General features: G+C 47.3%; 13 protein-coding genes and 3 tRNA genes. 11 read left to right on the top strand and 5 right to left on the bottom strand.

Annotated features, from left to right (window positions below):
* Positions 1–807: 807 nt before the first annotated feature.
* The 7 genes from uvrY (at position 808) to ACXAGQ_RS00865 (ending at position 5,516) form a co-directional block, all read left to right on the top strand.
* Positions 808–1,452, top strand: coding sequence for a UvrY/SirA/GacA family response regulator transcription factor (gene uvrY, locus ACXAGQ_RS00895; RefSeq protein ID WP_039468571.1), 645 nt, complete (start codon positions 808–810; stop codon positions 1,450–1,452).
* Positions 1,452–3,284, top strand: a complete 1,833-nt coding sequence (gene uvrC, locus ACXAGQ_RS00890; protein ID WP_475250999.1) for an excinuclease ABC subunit UvrC — start codon at positions 1,452–1,454, stop codon at positions 3,282–3,284. Before uvrY ends, uvrC begins: the two co-directional genes overlap by 1 nt.
* Before the next feature lie 38 nt (positions 3,285–3,322).
* Positions 3,323–3,880, top strand: a complete 558-nt coding sequence (gene pgsA / locus ACXAGQ_RS00885; protein WP_475250997.1) for a CDP-diacylglycerol--glycerol-3-phosphate 3-phosphatidyltransferase — start codon at positions 3,323–3,325, stop codon at positions 3,878–3,880.
* A gap of 403 nt (positions 3,881–4,283) precedes the next feature.
* Positions 4,284–4,357 (top strand) — tRNA-Cys (locus ACXAGQ_RS00880).
* A gap of 3 nt (positions 4,358–4,360) precedes the next feature.
* Positions 4,361–4,436: transfer RNA gene (locus ACXAGQ_RS00875), tRNA-Gly, on the top strand.
* Positions 4,437–4,486: 50 nt separating this feature from the next.
* Positions 4,487–4,573: transfer RNA gene (locus tag ACXAGQ_RS00870), tRNA-Leu, on the top strand.
* 637 nt (positions 4,574–5,210) lie between these two features.
* Positions 5,211–5,516 (top strand): helix-turn-helix transcriptional regulator, encoded by a 306-nt coding sequence (locus ACXAGQ_RS00865; RefSeq protein WP_475250995.1) that lies wholly within the window; start codon positions 5,211–5,213, stop codon positions 5,514–5,516.
* Between the two features lie 74 nt (positions 5,517–5,590).
* On the opposite strand, the gene ACXAGQ_RS00860 is transcribed toward ACXAGQ_RS00865, so the two are convergent.
* The 4 genes from ACXAGQ_RS00860 to ACXAGQ_RS00845 form a co-directional block, all read right to left on the bottom strand.
* Positions 5,591–5,896, bottom strand: coding sequence for a helix-turn-helix transcriptional regulator (locus tag ACXAGQ_RS00860; protein ID WP_475250993.1), 306 nt, complete (start codon positions 5,894–5,896; stop codon positions 5,591–5,593).
* 284 nt (positions 5,897–6,180) lie between these two features.
* The gene (locus ACXAGQ_RS00855; protein ID WP_475250991.1) at positions 6,181–7,029 is read right to left on the bottom strand and encodes an SIS domain-containing protein; all 849 of its coding nucleotides are present in this window, start codon (positions 7,027–7,029) and stop codon (positions 6,181–6,183) included.
* A 91-nt stretch (positions 7,030–7,120) separates the two neighbouring features.
* Complete coding sequence (locus tag ACXAGQ_RS00850; protein WP_475250989.1) at positions 7,121–8,542, bottom strand: glycoside hydrolase family 32 protein; 1,422 nt, start codon at positions 8,540–8,542, stop codon at positions 7,121–7,123.
* Between the two features lie 40 nt (positions 8,543–8,582).
* On the bottom strand, positions 8,583–9,974 hold the full coding sequence (locus ACXAGQ_RS00845) for a sucrose-specific PTS transporter subunit IIBC (protein WP_475250987.1): 1,392 nt from the start codon (positions 9,972–9,974) through the stop codon (positions 8,583–8,585).
* A 254-nt stretch (positions 9,975–10,228) separates the two neighbouring features.
* On the opposite strand from ACXAGQ_RS00845, the gene rpiB reads away from it, so the two are divergent.
* Both rpiB and rpe read left to right on the top strand, forming a co-directional pair.
* Positions 10,229–10,678, top strand: a complete 450-nt coding sequence (rpiB, locus tag ACXAGQ_RS00840; RefSeq protein ID WP_107297574.1) for a ribose 5-phosphate isomerase B — start codon at positions 10,229–10,231, stop codon at positions 10,676–10,678.
* Entirely contained in the window at positions 10,671–11,342 is a 672-nt protein-coding gene (gene rpe / locus ACXAGQ_RS00835) for a ribulose-phosphate 3-epimerase (RefSeq protein WP_475250985.1), read from the top strand. Before rpiB ends, rpe begins: the two co-directional genes overlap by 8 nt.
* Positions 11,343–11,441: 99 nt before the next feature.
* On the opposite strand, the gene ACXAGQ_RS00830 is transcribed toward rpe, so the two are convergent.
* Positions 11,442–12,464, bottom strand: a complete 1,023-nt coding sequence (locus ACXAGQ_RS00830; protein WP_475250983.1) for a PTS sugar transporter subunit IIC — start codon at positions 12,462–12,464, stop codon at positions 11,442–11,444.
* 960 nt (positions 12,465–13,424) lie between these two features.
* Between ACXAGQ_RS00830 and ACXAGQ_RS00825 the strand changes: the two genes are divergently transcribed.
* A complete protein-coding gene (locus ACXAGQ_RS00825; RefSeq protein WP_475250981.1) occupies positions 13,425–16,322 on the top strand; it encodes a diaminobutyrate--2-oxoglutarate transaminase family protein in 2,898 nt (965 codons plus the stop codon).
* Between the two features lie 70 nt (positions 16,323–16,392).
* On the top strand, positions 16,393–17,637 hold the full coding sequence (locus ACXAGQ_RS00820) for a carboxynorspermidine synthase (RefSeq protein WP_475250979.1): 1,245 nt from the start codon (positions 16,393–16,395) through the stop codon (positions 17,635–17,637).
* The last annotated feature ends 97 nt before the right edge of the window (positions 17,638–17,734 follow it).

Genomic DNA, 17,734 nt, shown 5'->3' with positions numbered 1-17,734 from the left:
CTTTGCCATATCCAAAAGAAAACCCACAATCATGTGTCGGTTAGTGCTGCAAAAATCCATATTTAAGCAAGAGCAGTTATGCCGGCAGGCATAAGGACGCGACATAATACATGAACATCAAACAGAAGGGAAACCTCTACATCTAGACGTCTAACTCTTAGCCAGATTCGTATTTTCTTGCTGCTGGGTTGAACGTTGCTAGCGAAGGTTGCGTATTGAATCGTGTACCTATCTGTTGACTGAGGGCTTAAGGCTTCTTTCTGGTGTTGCCTTTGTTATTAGGTGTGGGTGGTTAATAATTTATACATGTAACTTATCTATTGTACTGGCGGTGTCTGTGGCGTGTTGGGAAGGTTGTTGCCGCAAAATTTAATTTATGCTGGCTGATCAGCATGCAGAGTAAACAGGGGTGATAGTGCTAGTAGTTACTATTTCATGGCGTTGGCACAAAATGCTATCAATAGACACCACTTATGGATAGTTGATTTAACTTCCTGATTATCACAATAATATGACAACTTAGAGCTATCTTTTTGAGATAAATCTAACTAATTGGATATCTTGAATATTTCACTTTATTTTTTTTGAAATATAGTAAATACTGCTGTCCAAGCGATTTTATTTTGAAGCTTGTAAAAATTGACAAATCCTTGTTTTGTCAAGCTTAAACTTACTGCGAAAACTTGCGCTGTTACACAGAAACAGCATGAGTTCCGGTAGGAAGTTAAGGTAGAATTGGGTAATATCAGTAACAGCAATCCCGCCAATTAGGCTGGGTGCAGAGCCAAATCATATTGGAGATACAGCTTGATTAATGTATTCCTTGTAGATGATCACGAACTGGTTCGCACAGGGATCCGACGTCTGCTTGAAGATGTCCGTGGTATAAAAGTGGTAGGGGAAGCCGACAGTGGTGAAGAAGCCGTAAAGTGGTGTCGCAACTCGCATGCTGACATCATCCTTATGGATATGAACATGCCTGGTATCGGTGGCCTTGAAGCGACACGTAAAATTTTGCGCTTTAGTCCTGATGTCAAAATTATTGTTTTGACTATTCATACAGAAAACCCATTCCCGACCAAGGTAATGCAGGCAGGTGCGGCAGGCTACCTGACAAAAGGTGCCGGCCCTGACGAAATGATTAATGCTATTCGTATGGTCAACAGCGGGCAGCGTTATATTTCACCAGAGATCGCACAGCAGATGGCATTGAGCCAGTTTGCTCCGGATTCGGAAAACCCTTTCAAAGATCTTTCTGAGCGTGAACTTCAGATTATGATGATGATCACCAAAGGACAGAAAGTGACCGATATTTCAGAGCAACTGAATCTGAGTCCGAAGACTGTAAACAGCTACCGTTACCGTCTATTTAACAAGCTGGACATCAACGGTGATGTTGAGTTAACCCACCTTGCTATTCGCCATGGAATGTTAGACACAGAGACGTTGTAGTGTCGGAACAGTTTGACGCAAAAAGTTTTCTTAAAACAGTAACTCATCAGCCAGGTGTATACCGAATGTATGATCTGGCCGATGAGGTTATCTATGTCGGGAAGGCAAAAGATCTCAAAAAGCGCCTTGCCAGTTACTTCCGAGCCAATGTGGCAGGGGAGAAAACCAGAGCACTGGTTAAAAATATCGCCAAGGTCGATGTCACCGTTACCCATACCGAAACGGAAGCACTCATCCTTGAGCACAACTACATCAAGCTCTACCTACCCAAATACAATGTCCTGCTCCGGGACGATAAATCTTATCCTTATATTTTCCTCAGTGCGTCAGCACACCCGCGGCTATCTATGCATCGTGGTGCCAAGAAACGCAAGGGAGAGTATTTCGGGCCATACCCTGATGGCGGTGCCGTTAGGGAAAGCCTGCACCTACTGCAGAAGATTTTTCCGATCCGTCAGTGTGAAGACTCAGTGTATGCCAATCGCAGCCGACCTTGCTTGATGTATCAAATCGGCCGCTGCCTTGGTCCGTGTGTCAAAGGGCTGGTGACTGATGAAGACTACGAAGAGCAGGTTAACTATGTCCGGATGTTCCTGAAGGGAAAAGACCGGCAAGTGATCACGTCAATGGTCGAGAAGATGGAGCAGGCGAGCCAGCAGCTGGCATTCGAAAAAGCCGCGACATACCGTGACCAGATCCAGGCGTTGAGGCGTGTTCAGGAGCAGCAGTTCGTTAGCCATGATAGTGACGATGACCTGGATGTTGTGGGTATTGCCTATGAAAACGGTATGGCATGTATCCATGCTCTCTATATCCGCCAGGGGAAAATCCTCGGAAGCCGGAGCTATTTCCCTAAAATGCCCGTGGACGCTGAGATAACAGAGGTGTTATCAAGCTTTGTCACCCAGTTCTACCTCAACCAGGCAGAGGGAAGGGTGATCCCGAGTGAAATCCTATTGGGTGAAGCACTGGGCGATGAGCAAGCGGTGATTGCCGAGACGCTGACAGGGCTGGCAGGTCGTAAAATAGTGATCAAATCCAGCACCCGCGGCAATAAGGCCAAGTTCCAGCGTCTGGCGCAAACCAACGCCAGGACGGCACTGACAAGTAAGCTCAGCCACCGGATGACAATCCACCAACGCTTCACTGCTTTGCGTGAGGCGCTTCAGCTAAACCGCCTTGAGCGCATGGAATGTTTTGATATCAGTCATACCATGGGTGAAAAGACAGTTGCCTCTTGCGTGGTGTTCAATCAGGATGGGCCATTGAAGCAAGAGTACCGACGCTATAACATTTCAGGCATTACCGGTGGCGATGATTATGCAGCCATGGCACAAGCTTTGGAGCGTAGGTATGGTTCACAAGTCGATCCGGATAGAATTCCTGATATTATTTTTATCGATGGGGGTAGAGGTCAGCTGTCAAGAGCGTATGATGTAGTTAACCCATTGATGGCTGAGTGGCCTAAGCGCTCGATCCTGGTGGGTGTTGCCAAAGGGACCACTCGTAAACCTGGGCTGGAAACTTTGTTGCTGACTACGGGCGAAGAATTTTCGATGCCTGCCGATTCCCCAGCGTTGCATTTAATTCAACATATCAGGGATGAGAGTCACAATCATGCAATCAGTGGTCACCGTGCCCAGCGTGCAAAAGTAAGAAAACGTAGTGCCTTGGAAGACATTGAGGGTATTGGCCCGAAACGCCGCCAGGCATTGCTCAAGTATATGGGTGGCCTACAGGAACTGAAGAAAGCTAGCAGAGAAGAAATCGCTAAGGTGCCGGGCATTAGTCGTGCGATGGCAGAAAAAATTTATGACGCGCTGAATCATTAGGGCAGCGCGGTACATCTACACAATAAGAACGAACAATTATGCGTTTAACAATTCCGAACATCCTAAGCTTCATACGGCTAACTTTGATTCCATTTTTTGTGATCACCTTTTACCTACCGTATAGCTGGTCCCCATTTGCAACAGCTTTGATTTTTTTGATTGCCGGCATAACCGACTGGTTTGATGGTTACCTGGCTCGCAAGCTCAACCAGACAACCCGTTTCGGGGCCTTTATCGACCCAGTTGCCGATAAGGTGATGGTTGCTGCTGCAATGGTGTTGGTGGTCGAGCACTACAACTCGGTATGGGTAACCATTCCGGCGATTACCATGATCGGCCGTGAGATCATTATCTCTGCTTTGCGTGAATGGATGGCTGAGCTGGGTAAACGCTCAAGTGTCGCCGTATCATGGGTTGGTAAGGTGAAAACAGGCGCACAGATGGTTGCGTTGCTACTATTGCTATGGCACCCGCACGACTGGCTGGTTTGGATTGGCTACATTGCACTGTATGTGGCGATGATCCTGACATACTGGTCAATGTATATTTATCTCAAAGCGGCCAAGCATGACTTGTTGAACTCTGAGCACCTCTAAGAGCAGTGTATTGATTAAATGTAAAAGAAGCGGCGATTAAGCCGCTTTTTTTATACTTGAAAACATCAATACCTAGTCGTTGTTGAAAAAACAGTAAGTTTAGGTGGTTTCCGCACTTTTTCTCATAAACGGTACTGTTTACCTATCAAAATGAACTCTGAATAGGATAAGAGTGATCAAAATCACTTTGTGGGATTTTGGTTTTTTGCTTTAAATTTGAGCACCCTACGGTGGGTTAAGGATAAAAAAAGGATAAAATAGCGCTTATTGACTGTAAATCCACCACTTGACTAAAAATGGTGAATTTTACTGTTGACTCAACCGCAGTATTGCGTAGAATGCACCACATACCGCAACGGAACTTACCAGAGGCGGTTGGTTAATCAAGTGCGATTAACGTTGAGGCGCGTTGGCAGAGTGGCTATGCAGCGGATTGCAAATCCGTGGACCTCGGTTCGACTCCGGGACGCGCCTCCATTTGCGACACTAGCTCAGTTGGTAGAGCGCAACCTTGCCAAGGTTGAGGTCACGAGTTCGAACCTCGTGTGTCGCTCCAAATTAAAAGATGGTGTTTACTGTACTAAACGGCATCGCAAAGAATTGCGTGCCCTGGTGGTGGAATTGGTAGACACAAGGGATTTAAAATCCCTCGACGTTCGCGTTGTGCCGGTTCAAGTCCGGCCCGGGGCACCATCTCATTAGAGCCCACAAGCTTAGCTTGTGGGCTTTTTTGTATATCCTCATTGGCAGCAACTGCCTTACTTTTATTCATCCACTTCTGGATTACCTATCTAACTTGCCGTTAGCGCGTTGACTCATTGCGTTATGGTTGGTTCTGTTTACCTATACGTATCGTAGCACCTGCAATTGTCTCTCTTCGGCTGCAAACAATTAACACATTAGAGATGAACAAAAAACTAGGGGAGGGAGAGTGCCAGGTGATGAAACTAGAAAGAAAAGACCGTCGTACAAAAAGGGTACGACGGTAAAAGAATGTAGAACTCTTAGTAAGGCTTAATTCACCAAGATGAGCCTATTATGCCACAAAAAGAGCGTGTATCAATAAAAATGATATGTAAAAAGATGTTGATAAGAAAAAGTGTTGTTGTGCTTCTAATTGGGTTGTTGTCCAACTTCACAGGGGAAACCAAGCTTTGCTTACATTAGCTTGTGTGATATTAGTTGAATAATTTACATGCATTTTGAATGAAAGTATAATTCCTCCTGATTGAGAAATTTTGTGCTCTTAATTCATTCAGCGCCAAGCGGTGCCAATTGCTTGCTTTTAAGCGGAGAGCTTGGAAGTATTGAGAAAAATCGGTAAGGATAGATGCAACTTAATAACTATGAGCCTGAGTTTCTAGCCCACAGAATTAAAACCCTTCGTGAGTTTCGTGGTAAAACGCAAATCCAGGTTGCCAAATGTATTAATGTTTCCAGAAGGACCTATATTGATATTGAGTCAAATAAATCAGATATTAAGCTCTCCACGCTTTATCGGATTTGTAATTGTCTGAAGTGTGAAATTACTGACGTGTTAGGGATTTCAAAAAAAGATAATGACTCGATGATGGGAAATCGTATTATTGAAATTTTTGAAAACAATGGCTTGATGGTTGTCAATAACACCAAATAGTAAACTCAGTGATAGCCAAGATAAGTGATAGGCAAGAGCCTAGTACTTCATCCTGGCTGCTTATTTCCTGTTTCCTACGCCTCTTTCTTGGTGTCAATGAGTGCGATCCCGCCTTCTGAGAGCATACTTACTATATTGTCACCTGGACGAAGAGGTTGGCTTGGTTCATGTAAAAGATCATTAATATTACAGTTAAGACAATCTGCGAGCTTCAGTAGTGTTTTTACCTTCAAAGAGGTCTTGTTCGATTCGATATCAAGAATGGTTTTCCTTGATACTCCAATACATTGGGCTATTTCTGACTGAGTAAATCCTTTTATCTCCCGTCGCTGTTTGATATTGAATGCGATTACTTCACAATAGTAATCATAAGTTAGCATTGTAGTGGTCCCTGCTGAGTGCGGCTGCTGACTATTAAAATGGATTCCGCATTATAGAAATATAGTATTTATAATTGTAAGTTTTATTATATTTGTACATGCTGATTTGTATATTGAAATCAATACAAATTCACAGTGAAAGATAAATTTTGCTACGGTTTTATCTCAATGTCATTAATTATCCACATCGAGTGAAAGTTACTGCACATAAAATTAAACGTTGTATAAAAGGCAAAGAAAACCCCACTTTTTGTGGGGTTTGAGGGCAAATACTGAAATGATGATTATCGGTGGAGCAGAGCTACAGCCTTGGTCGTTTTCTCGAGGTTCTCGTCAACCAGTTCTGGGATCTTGCCTGCGATAGTGGCGTATAGGCTATCAATCATGGCTAGTTTGACTAAACGTGCAGTACCGTTTTTGCCAAGTAGAGGCTCTGGTGAGGCTGGGGCATATAACGGGTAATCTGATAGCTGGGAAAGCTCTGCATGGTAGTTATTGGTGATGGATATGATTTTGGCACCAGACTGTTTGGCCAAGCGGACGGCATCCATCAGATCAACGGTTTGACCTGAATGTGAGACAACCAACACCACATCGTCACTGCTTAGTACGCTGGCCGACATGAGCATTAGGTGCCTATCGCGTGGCACTGAAGCACGCATACCAAACCGCAGCAACTTGTGCTGGAAGTCCTCACAGATAATAGTCGAGCCGCCAGCGGCATAGAGTTCGATATTCCTGGCATTGACGATGGCATCTGCTGCCGCGCTGACCATCTTGGCATCGACGAAATTAAGGATTTCAGTCAGGGCATTGATAGAGTTCTGCAGTACCTTGGTGATGATTTGCTCGCAGGAATCATCTGGCTCCAGCTGTTCACTTGCTAGGAAACTATCAGATTGGTGCTGGGCATTGAGGGCATCTTTTAATTGCTTGAAGCCACTGAAGCCAAGCTTTTTCGATACTTTCACGATTAAGGCAGTAGACACTCCCAGGCGCTCGGCAACTTCTTTGATAGATGTCGACTTTTGTAAAAAGTGCGGCTTTAAAAAGTTTTCCGCGATCGACTGCTCGGTACGAGTGAGCGAGGGAAGGCGCATGCGAATATTTGGAATTACTTGGTTAAGATCCACGGACAGTATCATTCCTTTTGAAGCAATCGCATCATTATACATAGGGACCCTCGATTAGTCATGGAGGCTACTGGGCGCAGCCCCCTTTGGATTAGGCCGATAATTGCCAATGCGTGGCTGTTATCTCTTTATTGCTAGTAAGCGCAAAGCCAACATTTTTCTCTTCACCTAGCCCGAGGCCGAAGAATCGGGACGTTGAAACAGCAATGCCGCCATTGATAAAGACCTCAATCGAAGAATGATCACGGAGCAGGCGAAGTGAACTGACGGCTCCCTGCCATGCGAAAGATTCCCATTCTGCGGTCTTGAGGTTTTTACGCCAAGTGACAAGCCCGCTTTGGTTGGATTCAATGTAGAGATCGTTGGCGATTTCCAGTTTGATGTCTGCGTACTCTAAGTTTTCGAGAACCAGCTCGGCAGATAAACCGGAGAACTGCTGGTTGAGCCCGGTGAAATCTTGCTGATCTTGACGGAGGCTTTCCAGTTCTTTTACCGGCGTCTGCACCAAGGTATTGTCACGGATAGTCAGTTCGCGGGCGCAGGTCATCTGGTGGATCCAACCCAGTTCGATAGTCGGTTGGTAAGACTCGAATTCGTCAGGCTTACCCATCCAGCCAAACAAAATGCGACGGCCAGACTCATCCTCGAAGGTCTGCGGGGCATAGAAATCGAAACCATGATCCATCAAGACACCTTTGCTGTGCTCGAAGGTTGCAGCCTGGTGATCGAAGTCACCGATATGGTAGGTTACATCAAAGGTTTCGACTTTTTTGCCACCCTTTTCAATCCAGTTTTTCGGGCAAGTGATCAGTACATGCTTGTCAGCAAGCGGGAGCAGGTCGGGGCACTCGAGCATGAAGTCATCGGATTGCTGGTTGCCGACGCCATCGCCAAAGATCTCGCCGATCATTTCCCAGTTGTTGAGATCGTCTGAGCGATATGCCAACACCTTGCCGCGGTAGTTGAGATCTTCGGCACCGAGAACCATGTAAAACGCATCTTGGTATTGCCAGACTTTCGGATCACGGACATGGCCGCTGTAGCCTTCTGGAAGAGATAACACAATACCTTGCTTCTCGACTTGTTTGCCTGCTTCGAGGGTTGCCCGGCATTGGTAAGCGGTTCTTCCGCCTTGGTCAAATTTGACATTGCCGGTGTAGAAAAGCTCTAGCTTGCCGTCGACTACCAAGCCAGAACCGGAATAACAGCCATGGGTTTCGTAGTGCTCTGTTGGCGCGAGGGCAAGCGGTTGATGTGACCAGCTGACTAGGTCTTTACTGGTTGCATGCCCCCAAGCTTTGGCTCCGTGCTGGCAGGCTTTTGGATTCCACTGGTAGAAAAGATGGAATTCGCCGTTGAAATGAGCCAGTCCATTAGGATCGTTGAGTAAGCCAAACTGTGGAGCGAAGTGCCAAGCCGGGCGGAACGGATCATTGTTTGACTGTGATGGCATGTTCATGGCTATGGCGAGTACGTCATTGATGTATTGTTGATCTGCAGTAGCTGTCTTCATTGGATCTCCAAAGCCCCCAGTCAGGGGGCTTCTAATTATTTTATTTATCAAGCATCTTGTCTGAGTAACCGAACATCCAAGTTAAGGTGAATGCGGTTGCGATGGCGATAGCATTGACGGCTAGGTAACCAAGCATCTGGCCATTGAGGTACAACAGGGCACCAGGGATAACCGTGATGGCCATACCGGTCGCCTTGAGGCCAAACATGACAGCGAAGAATCCACCTACGGCACCGCCGATCAAACCCATGATGAATGGTTTGAAGAAGCGAAGGTTGACACCGTATAGCGCAGGTTCAGTAATACCCAAGAACGCTGATAGCGAAGATGGCATAGCCAGCGCCTTGAGCTTTTTATCTTTGGTTTTCAGGCCGACTGCCAAACATGCAGCACCTTGCGCGGCAATCGCTGCAGTAATGATTGCGTTGAACTCATTAGCACCGGTGTTAGTCAGCAATTGGATTTCAAGCAGGTTGAAGATGTGGTGAACACCTGTCATCACAACAATCTGCTGGAAGCCACCAATCAAGATCCCGCTTAGACCGAACGGCAGGTCGAGCATGAACTGTGTTGCTGACAGGATAACCAGCTCCAGCCAATGGAAGATTGGACCGATGACAAACAGCGATGCGGTGATCATAATCAGCAGGGTAAGGAAAGGCGTGACCACCAAGTCCAGTGCTTCCGGCACGATGTTGCGGATCCGGCGTTCGAGCTTCGCCCCTATCATACCGGCAATGAAAGCAGGGATGACCGAGCCTTGGTAGCCGAGTACCGGGATAAAACCGAAGAACATGAGTGGATCCAGTTCACCGGAGGCAACCAACCAGGCATTTGGCAGTGCAGGGGAGACCAGCATCATACCCAGTACCAAGCCAATCAGTGGCGTCCCCCCGAATACCCTCGCTGCTGACCAAGCAATAAGCGCTGGCAGGAAGATAAACGCAGTATCCGTTAGGATTTGGGTATATAGCACGAAGTTTTGCGGGATAGTTTCTGGCGTCAGGCCAAATAGTCCCAAAATTTCTTCTTGCATCAGCAAGCCGCGCAAACCCATAAACAAGCCTGTCGCCACCAGTGCTGGAATAATTGGAACGAATACATCGCCAAAGGTGCGGATAGCACGTTGGAAAGCAGTGCCTTGTTTTTCAGCAGCTTTTCGTTGTTGGTCTTTGTTCGCTACTGTTAATTTCAAACCTTCAATGGCTTCAAATACGCGGTTGACGGTACCTGTACCAAAGATAATTTGGTATTGGCCACTATTAAAAAACGCGCCTTTTACTTTCTCCGTATCTTCAATGCGCTTTTTATCAATCTTGTTTTCATCTGCCACCATAACGCGTAAGCGTGTGGCGCAGTGCGCTACGGAAACAATATTGTCTGCTCCGCCGAGGGAGCCGACAATCTCTTCGGCAATCATTGAATATGACATCTTGTCTACCCTTCACAGTCATTGGTTAACTCCCTATTAAATTATCAGCCAAAAGTCGCTTTAACATCGATCTAAGTCACAGAGAAAAACAATTTCGTGAATTTTTTATTTTTGTGAGTTTTTTTGTGAACTTTTTTATATTTTAAAATTCAGTGCCTTGGTGTTTGGAATGGTATTGAATGAAATTTAAAGTGTTTACAGTGGTAAATTGTTTTGTAAACTATAGCCAGGTTTAGTTATCAGTGAGAGCAAAAATGAAAATCGCTATCGGTTGTGACCACGTAGGCATTGAACATAAAGATCTAGTAATCAGCCACTTAGAAAGCAAAGGCATTGAAGTTGAAGACTTTGGTGCTTTTACAACTGAACGAACTGATTACCCGCAATATGGTTTGGCAGTGGCTGAAGCCGTGGTGGGTAAGCAGGCTGACCTGGGTATTTTGATTTGTGGTACGGGTGTTGGCATTTCACTGTCGGCGAACAAAGTACCGGGTATTCGTGCGGTGGTTTGTAGCGACCCTTATACAGCCCAGCTCTCTAAAGAGCATAACAATACGAATATCTTGGCGTTTGGTTCACGTGTAATTGGTATTGAACTGGCGAAGATGATCATTGATAACTGGCTGAATGCTGAATTTGAAGGTGGGCGCCACCAGAACCGCATTAACCAAATCGCTGCGATTGAGGAGAAGTACCATGGCTAAGTTTTGTCCTTCGATGATGTGTGTGGATTTTTCTAAGTTGGCCCAAGAGCTAAAAGAGTTAGAAAAAGCCAATGTTGATATGCTGCATATCGACGTAATGGATGGCCACTTTGTCCCGAACTTTGCGCTGGGCCCTGAAGATATCAAAGCGATCCGCGAGTTGAGTGACATCGATTATGATGTTCACCTGATGCTTTCAAACCCGGATCAGTTTATCGACCTGTTTGCTTCGCTAGGTCCTAAGCTGATGTATGTTCATGCTGAGGCGCCACCGCATTTACACCGTACACTGGGGAATATCCAGGCCAAAGGTATCCAGTCGGGTTTGGCGATTAACCCTGGCACGCCACTGAGTACGATTGAAGATGTGCTGGATGTGACTGACGTGGTGCTGGTGATGTCTGTGAACCCAGGGTTTGCTGGCCAGGCATTCATTCCAAACGCCTATAGCCGTATCGAACGTATTATTTCGATGATTGAAGAGCAGGGTGTGAATACTCAAATTGCTATTGATGGCGCAATTAGCCCTGAAGTGATTGAAAAGCTGCAAGACAAGGTTGAATACTTTGTCCTGGGTACTGCAGGCCTGTTCGGCAAAGAGAAAAGCTACGCCGAAACTATGGATGATCTGCGCACATTAGGCCAGCACAGCGTAGCGGCCTAATTACACGTTCCACTGTTAATTCAAAGTTCCGCTATTAATTAAGAAATAGGCCCGTTAGCCAACACCCATTTTGGTGTTTGGCTAACGGGTTTGTTCATATCAGCCGTTTGCAAAGTGCTGTAGTGGGACACGCTCAGCCAGTAGCTTATTGTAGATACGGTTACCAATTATGCCCCCTGCCAACCCGGCAATGGCAGCGGCAATAGTTGCCATTAGCAGGGTATGCGGCTCATTGAAGGCAATAGAGGCAAGTAAGCCCGGTATTGGCGCGGCACTACCAGGGGCATCATTGATGATGCCGAAGTAGGCGGCAATGACACCAGCCAATGCGCCACCGATAAAATTAGACATAAATATTGGGACAGGGTTTCTTGTCACTATGTGGGCTTGGGTCAGTGGTTCAAGCATTACACTGATGGTGTTGCTGGATTTGCCGAGTTTGAGTGAGTGGAATATATAACCATTGGTAAATGAGCCACCGACACAGGCAATCGCCGCTATACCCATTGGCAAGCCAGTTAAGCCCAGCATAGCGGTCAATGCCATCGAACTTAACGGTGAAGTGCATACCATTTTGATCAGGCCGCCGAGCAAGAAGCCCATGGCGATAGGCGAGAGCAACGTGGCCTCGGTGATCATACTGGCTAAGGTACCCATTAATACTTCCAGCCCTGGGCTAATGAATATTCCGACCAACCTAGCTAGAGGAGCAAGGGTAAGCACCCCCAGTATGACATCTACCCCTTCTGGCAGGTACCTCTTGAACAGCGGAGCTGCAAAGGAGAACAGGTAGCCGACGATAAAACCTTCCAAGATACCGAGGTTGGCCATGGCTAGGCCGGTTACGATGGCATACACCGGCTGGACGCCCATTCTCAGCATAACCAGTGTGGCTGCGGCTATGCCGCCCATCCCACCGACCATATTCCCGAAATCGGCCAGGTAGCTAATACCGAGTAGGTTACCCATGACATATTTATGGATGGCTTCCACCAAGAAAGTGGCAATTGCCGCATCGGCTAGCCCGCTCATTGCAGCGCTGCCGTTGGGCGCCTTGAAGCTAAACAACGAAAAAAGGCACAGTGCGCCGAGCAGGGCGGCGACACCCATTAAGATTTCCATAATCATTCCTTGTTATTTGCAACTGGATTGGAGAACTAAACGAGCAATCAGCACGGGCCGGGATCGGGAATAGAGAGGAGTTGGTGATGTTTAAGAATAGAAAAGTAAGTGCTGAACAGACCGTTAGCAGCAGCTTGAACTCAGGGTTGGGTTCCTGAGGGAGGGGAAAACAGAACAATGTGCCTCATAGGTAATCCTTAGTAACAGCAATATTCCGCCAAGACAGTAGCATATGAAACTGGTTATTTTGGTGATGTTCTTCATGTTATGCTGGTTTTATGTGAAATGTTGGGTGCATTGTTCTGCTGTTGTGAATTTATTGGTCAACGATCGTGAAGTTAGATTTTGACACATAATTCAATTAAATATTTCTGGCATACACATATCTGGTGTGTTACTTTTCTGCGCAATCTCAGACGGATGTTTCTGAGGCACACTGTATCAAGCGGTATTCGGGCTGATTTCCCCTTGGTACGCCGTAGGTACTAACCTGACTCGGGTTAGTAGAAGGGCATTGATAATGCAGACCTGTAGGAATAACGCAGGCGCATATTGAAGGAACCCAACTGTGAATACTATTACGCTAAAAACTCTAATCAGCTTTGTCTTACCCAACTGCAGTATTATTACTGAGCCTTGATCTTCCTGATCACATTCACTGGTTTATAACTTTCTGATCGCTTTCTGTCGTTTTGACGAGTGGCGTCTAGGCAAACGTTTGTCTGGCTGATCAGTGAGTTTTCGGTCACGCCGAGCGCGCAAGCAATCGGTTGTTTATAGTCAATGCATCTATGCTAGATGGCAAGATGCAGCTGTGCCGGGCCTTGATACCTTCTCCAGTTCTCGCTAAATGCACTCCCGTTATTCACGGGGTGTTTGTAGTGCTGAACAAAAATCACTTTTGACATTGTTATTAATGGAGAAAGGGCAAGGGGCGCAGTGTTTCAAATGGAAAAGAACATGAGTAATGTGTTTGACCTTGACGAGCTAAAACTCGCGTCGAATGTACCTGTTGTCAATGGTGTTTATGACCTAACACCTGACGAGTTGCTGCTTAGTCAAGAGCATTATGAATCCGAAGTGCGATCGTATCCACGTCGTTTGCCTCTGGCTATTGCCAAGGCTTCAGGTGCGCTAGTCGAAGACAGCCGTGGCCAACTGTTCCTAGATTGCCTAGCGGGTGCTGGTACATTGGCAATGGGTTACAACCACCCTGAAATTAACCAGGCAATTGTTGATCAGTTGCAAGCTGGCCTGCCATACCAGACATTGGATATCACGACTCCAGTAAAAGACAAGTTCATCAAAGAGTTGATGAATTTCTTGCCTGATGAGTTTGCCAAAAATGCTCGTATCCAGTTTTGTGGCCCATCGGGCGCCGATGCCGTAGAAGCGGCGATCAAGCTGGCGAAGCAAACCACAGGCCGTAATACCATGGCGGCTTTCCACGGTGCTTATCACGGTATGACCAACGGCACGATGGCGATGATGGGTAACCTAGGTACCAAAGCGCGTCGCCAAGGCCTGATGGCTGATGTTCATTTCCTACCTTTCCCATACAGCCTACGCTGCCCGTTTGGCATCCACGGTGATGAAGGTGCCAAGCAGACGCTTCGCTATATCGAGCGCATGCTCAATGACGATGAAAGCGGTGTGCAAAAGCCTGCGGCTATCATTGTTGAGCCAGTACAGGGCGAGGGCGGTGTGATTCCAGCTCCGGCATTCTGGCTACGCGAGCTACGCCGTATTACTCAAGAGCACGGCATCCTACTGATCTTTGATGAGATCCAGTGTGGTATCGGTAAGACCGGCTCTAACTTTGCCTTCGAAGAGTCAGGTATTACGCCTGATATCCTGTGTTTGTCTAAAGCTGTCGGTGGCGGTTTGCCAATGTCGGTGCTTATCTTTGATAAGTCGATTGATACTTGGAAGCCGGGTGAACACACGGGCACCTTCCGCGGAAACCAGCTAGCGATGGCTACCGGTGCGAAAGCGCTTGAAATTATCCGCCGTGACAACTTAGTTGAACACGCGCACAAAGCAGGCCAATACCTACGCGAAGGCTTGGAGCGTATTGCTCAGTACACCGACTGTATCGCCGAAGTACGCGGTAAAGGTTTGATGCTGGGTATCGAAATTTGCAAGCCTGATGGTTCTAAGAACAAGTTCGGCGAGCCGGAAGCGGATCCTGAGCTGACTATTGCTATCCAGCGTGCAGCACTTGAGCGCGGCCTGATCATTGAAAAAGGTGGTCGCCAGGGCTCTGTTCTGCGTTTCCTACCGCCGTTGATTATCTCTTACGAGCAGCTTGATTTTGCCATTGATGCACTGAGTAAGGCCATTATTGCCACAGCGGGTCCTGCCAAGGTGAAAGAGCCAGTAATTGCTGAAGCTGCAGATTGGCGCAACCACTTCATCCACACAGGCAAAGGCGGTGCGGATACCTTTGAGGCGGCACTGAACCAGACCACGCAAGTGCTCAAGAAGGTGTTCGAAAATACCGAAACACCCTACTCGGGCATGGATCCTCAGCAGCTGAAAACCATGATCAACAACATTGATCTTGATAACCAGCAAATGCCTTTGGACTTGGTGATTGAGCAAACTGGCGAGCTGATTGCCAAGAACTCAATCATGGTACAACACCCGCACTGTATTGCTCACCTGCACACGCCGCCATTGCTGCCGGCAGTAGCAGCGGAAGCTTTCATTGCAGCCCTGAACCAGTCGATGGACTCTTGGGATCAGGCAAGTGCGGCAACATTTGTTGAGCAGAAAGTGGTGGACTGGCTGTGTGAGCTGTACCAGCTAGGTGCTCAAGCAGACGGCGTGTTTACCAGTGGCGGAACCCAATCCAACCTAATGGGCTTGCTGCTGGCGCGTGATTGGGCGGCAGATACAATTTCTGGCCACAATATTCAGAAGCAAGGCCTACCAGATTACGCAGGCAAAATGCGCATTCTGTGCTCGAAGAAATCTCACTTCACGGTTCAGAAATCAGCGTCTCTGATGGGGCTGGGCGAAAATGCCGTAGTGACAGTGGACACCAACCCAGACGGTACCATCAAGCTAGCGTCTTTGGTTAATACCATTGAAACCCTGAAGAACGACGGTTTGCTGCCGTTTGCGATGGTGGGTACGGCAGGTACGACTGACCACGGTGCAATCGACGATCTGACCGGTATGGCCGATGTTGCCCAGCAGCACAACCTGTGGCTGCATGTTGATGGCGCGTACGGTGGTGCCTTGATTTTGAGCCGCCACAAGACTCGTCTGCACGGTATCGAGAAGGCCGACTCTGTGAGTGTCGACTTCCACAAACTGTTCTACCAGCCAATCAGCTGTGGGGCAGTGCTGATCAAAGACAAAGAGAACTTCAAGTACCTGCTTCACCATGCAGATTACCTGAACCGTGAAGATGATTTGTTGCCAAACTTGGTCGACAAGTCCATCGCGACCACCAAACGCTTCGATGCTTTGAAAGTGTTGATGACGATGCAGTGTGTTGGCCCTCAGTCACTAGGTGCGATGTACGACCACCTTCTGAACCAGACCCAACAGGTCGCAGACATGATTAACCAGTCGGCAGAGTTTGAACTGCTGGCGGATCCGGCTCTATCTACTGTGTTGTTCCGTTACATCGGCAACAACGAAGAGTCGGCACTAGATGGAATTAATAAACAACTACGCATTGATGCACTTGTTGAAGGCAAGGCAGTACTGGGTGAAACCGTGGTAGATGGCAAAGTGGCCCTCAAGTTCACGATTTTGAACCCATGTCTGACTCTGTCTGACTTTGAATCATTACTAACAGAAATCAACCAGGTTGCTGCTCAAGCTGAGCGCAAACTAGGTTAATAAACAGGTACGGCACAGCACGTGAAATCGCTGTGCCGGAACACTCATTAATTAGATGGAATAAATAGAAATGGCAATTCTACAGATTGGTGCTGGTGGTGTTGGCTGGGTAGTTGCACATAAAGCAGCTCAGAATAACGAAGTTCTTGGTGATATCACGATTGCATCTCGCACAATCGGTAAGTGTGAAAAAATCATTGAGTCAATCAAGAAAAAGAACAACTTGAAAGACCCATCCAAGAAACTAGAAGCACGTGCGGTAAATGCCGACGACGTTGATGCGCTAGTAGCACTGATCAAAGAAGTTCAGCCTGATCTTGTGATCAACGCTGGTCCTCCATGGGTAAACATGACCATCATGGAAGCTTGTTACCAAGCGAAGGTCTCTTACCTAGATACTTCTGTAGCCGTAGACCTATGTTCTGAAGGCCAGCAAGTACCACAAGCGTACGACTGGCAGTGGGGCTACCGCGAGAAATTCGCTGAAGCGGGCATCACAGGTATCCTAGGTGCTGGCTTCGATCCAGGTGTAGTTTCTGTGTTTGCAGCATACGCTGTGAAGCACCTGTTCGATGAAATCGACACCATTGACGTGATGGACGTTAACGCCGGTGACCACGGCAAGAAGTTCGCAACCAACTTTGACCCAGAAACAAACATGCTGGAAATCCAGGGTGATTCTTTCTACTGGGAAAACGAAGAGTGGAAACAAGTACCGTGTCACTCACGTATGCTTGAATTCGACTTCCCGAACTGCGGCACTCACAAAGTTTACTCAATGGCGCACGATGAAGTTCGTTCAATGAAAGAATTCATCCCAGCTAAGCGTATTGAGTTCTGGATGGGCTTCGGTGACAAGTACTTGAATTACTTCAACTGCATGCGTGACATTGGCCTACTAAGCCCAGATCCGCTAACACTGCACGACGGCACTGTAGTTCAGCCGCTACACGTTCTTAAAGCACTTCTACCAGACCCAACGTCACTAGCACCTGGCTACACAGGCCTAACGTGCATCGGTACTTGGGTACAAGGTAAGAAAGACGGCAAAGAGCGCAGCGTATTCATCTACAACAATGCCGACCACGAAGTTGCTTACGAAGACGTTGAGCACCAGGCGATCTCTTACACCACCGGTGTACCAGCGATCACAGCTGCACTGCAGTTCTTCCGCGGCAAGTGGGCAGACAAAGGCGTGTTCAATATGGAGCAGCTAGACCCAGATCCGTTCCTAGAAACCATGCCTGAAATCGGTCTAGATTGGCATGTTCAGGAGCTGGAAGTCGGCCAACCTGACATCAAAATCCTGAAATAAGGCCCTGAGCTGGTTGTTTCTCTCCATGGCGGTGTCGGAAGTACTCATTTATGTTTATAAACTCCGTGCTTCCTCCTAGCCCTGAAGAGAAACACCG

Source organism: Photobacterium sp. ABD4_091, assembly GCF_056160145.1.
This window is presented reverse-complemented; position numbering and strand designations above follow the sequence as displayed.

What these genes read in the sequence shown, in the direction of transcription:
- ACXAGQ_RS00845 (WP_475250987.1), bottom strand. Translation starts at nt 9,974, where the DNA reads ATGTCATATTCAATGATTGCCGAAGAGATTGTCGGCTCCCTCGGCGGA.
- ACXAGQ_RS00865 (WP_475250995.1), top strand. Translation starts at nt 5,211, where the DNA reads ATGCAACTTAATAACTATGAGCCTGAGTTTCTAGCCCACAGAATTAAA.
- ACXAGQ_RS00825 (WP_475250981.1), top strand. Translation starts at nt 13,425, where the DNA reads ATGAGTAATGTGTTTGACCTTGACGAGCTAAAACTCGCGTCGAATGTA.
- ACXAGQ_RS00850 (WP_475250989.1), bottom strand. Translation starts at nt 8,542, where the DNA reads ATGAAGACAGCTACTGCAGATCAACAATACATCAATGACGTACTCGCC.
- pgsA (WP_475250997.1), top strand. Translation starts at nt 3,323, where the DNA reads ATGCGTTTAACAATTCCGAACATCCTAAGCTTCATACGGCTAACTTTG.
- rpiB (WP_107297574.1), top strand. Translation starts at nt 10,229, where the DNA reads ATGAAAATCGCTATCGGTTGTGACCACGTAGGCATTGAACATAAAGAT.
- ACXAGQ_RS00820 (WP_475250979.1), top strand. Translation starts at nt 16,393, where the DNA reads ATGGCAATTCTACAGATTGGTGCTGGTGGTGTTGGCTGGGTAGTTGCA.
- ACXAGQ_RS00830 (WP_475250983.1), bottom strand. Translation starts at nt 12,464, where the DNA reads ATGGAAATCTTAATGGGTGTCGCCGCCCTGCTCGGCGCACTGTGCCTT.
- rpe (WP_475250985.1), top strand. Translation starts at nt 10,671, where the DNA reads ATGGCTAAGTTTTGTCCTTCGATGATGTGTGTGGATTTTTCTAAGTTG.
- ACXAGQ_RS00860 (WP_475250993.1), bottom strand. Translation starts at nt 5,896, where the DNA reads ATGCTAACTTATGATTACTATTGTGAAGTAATCGCATTCAATATCAAA.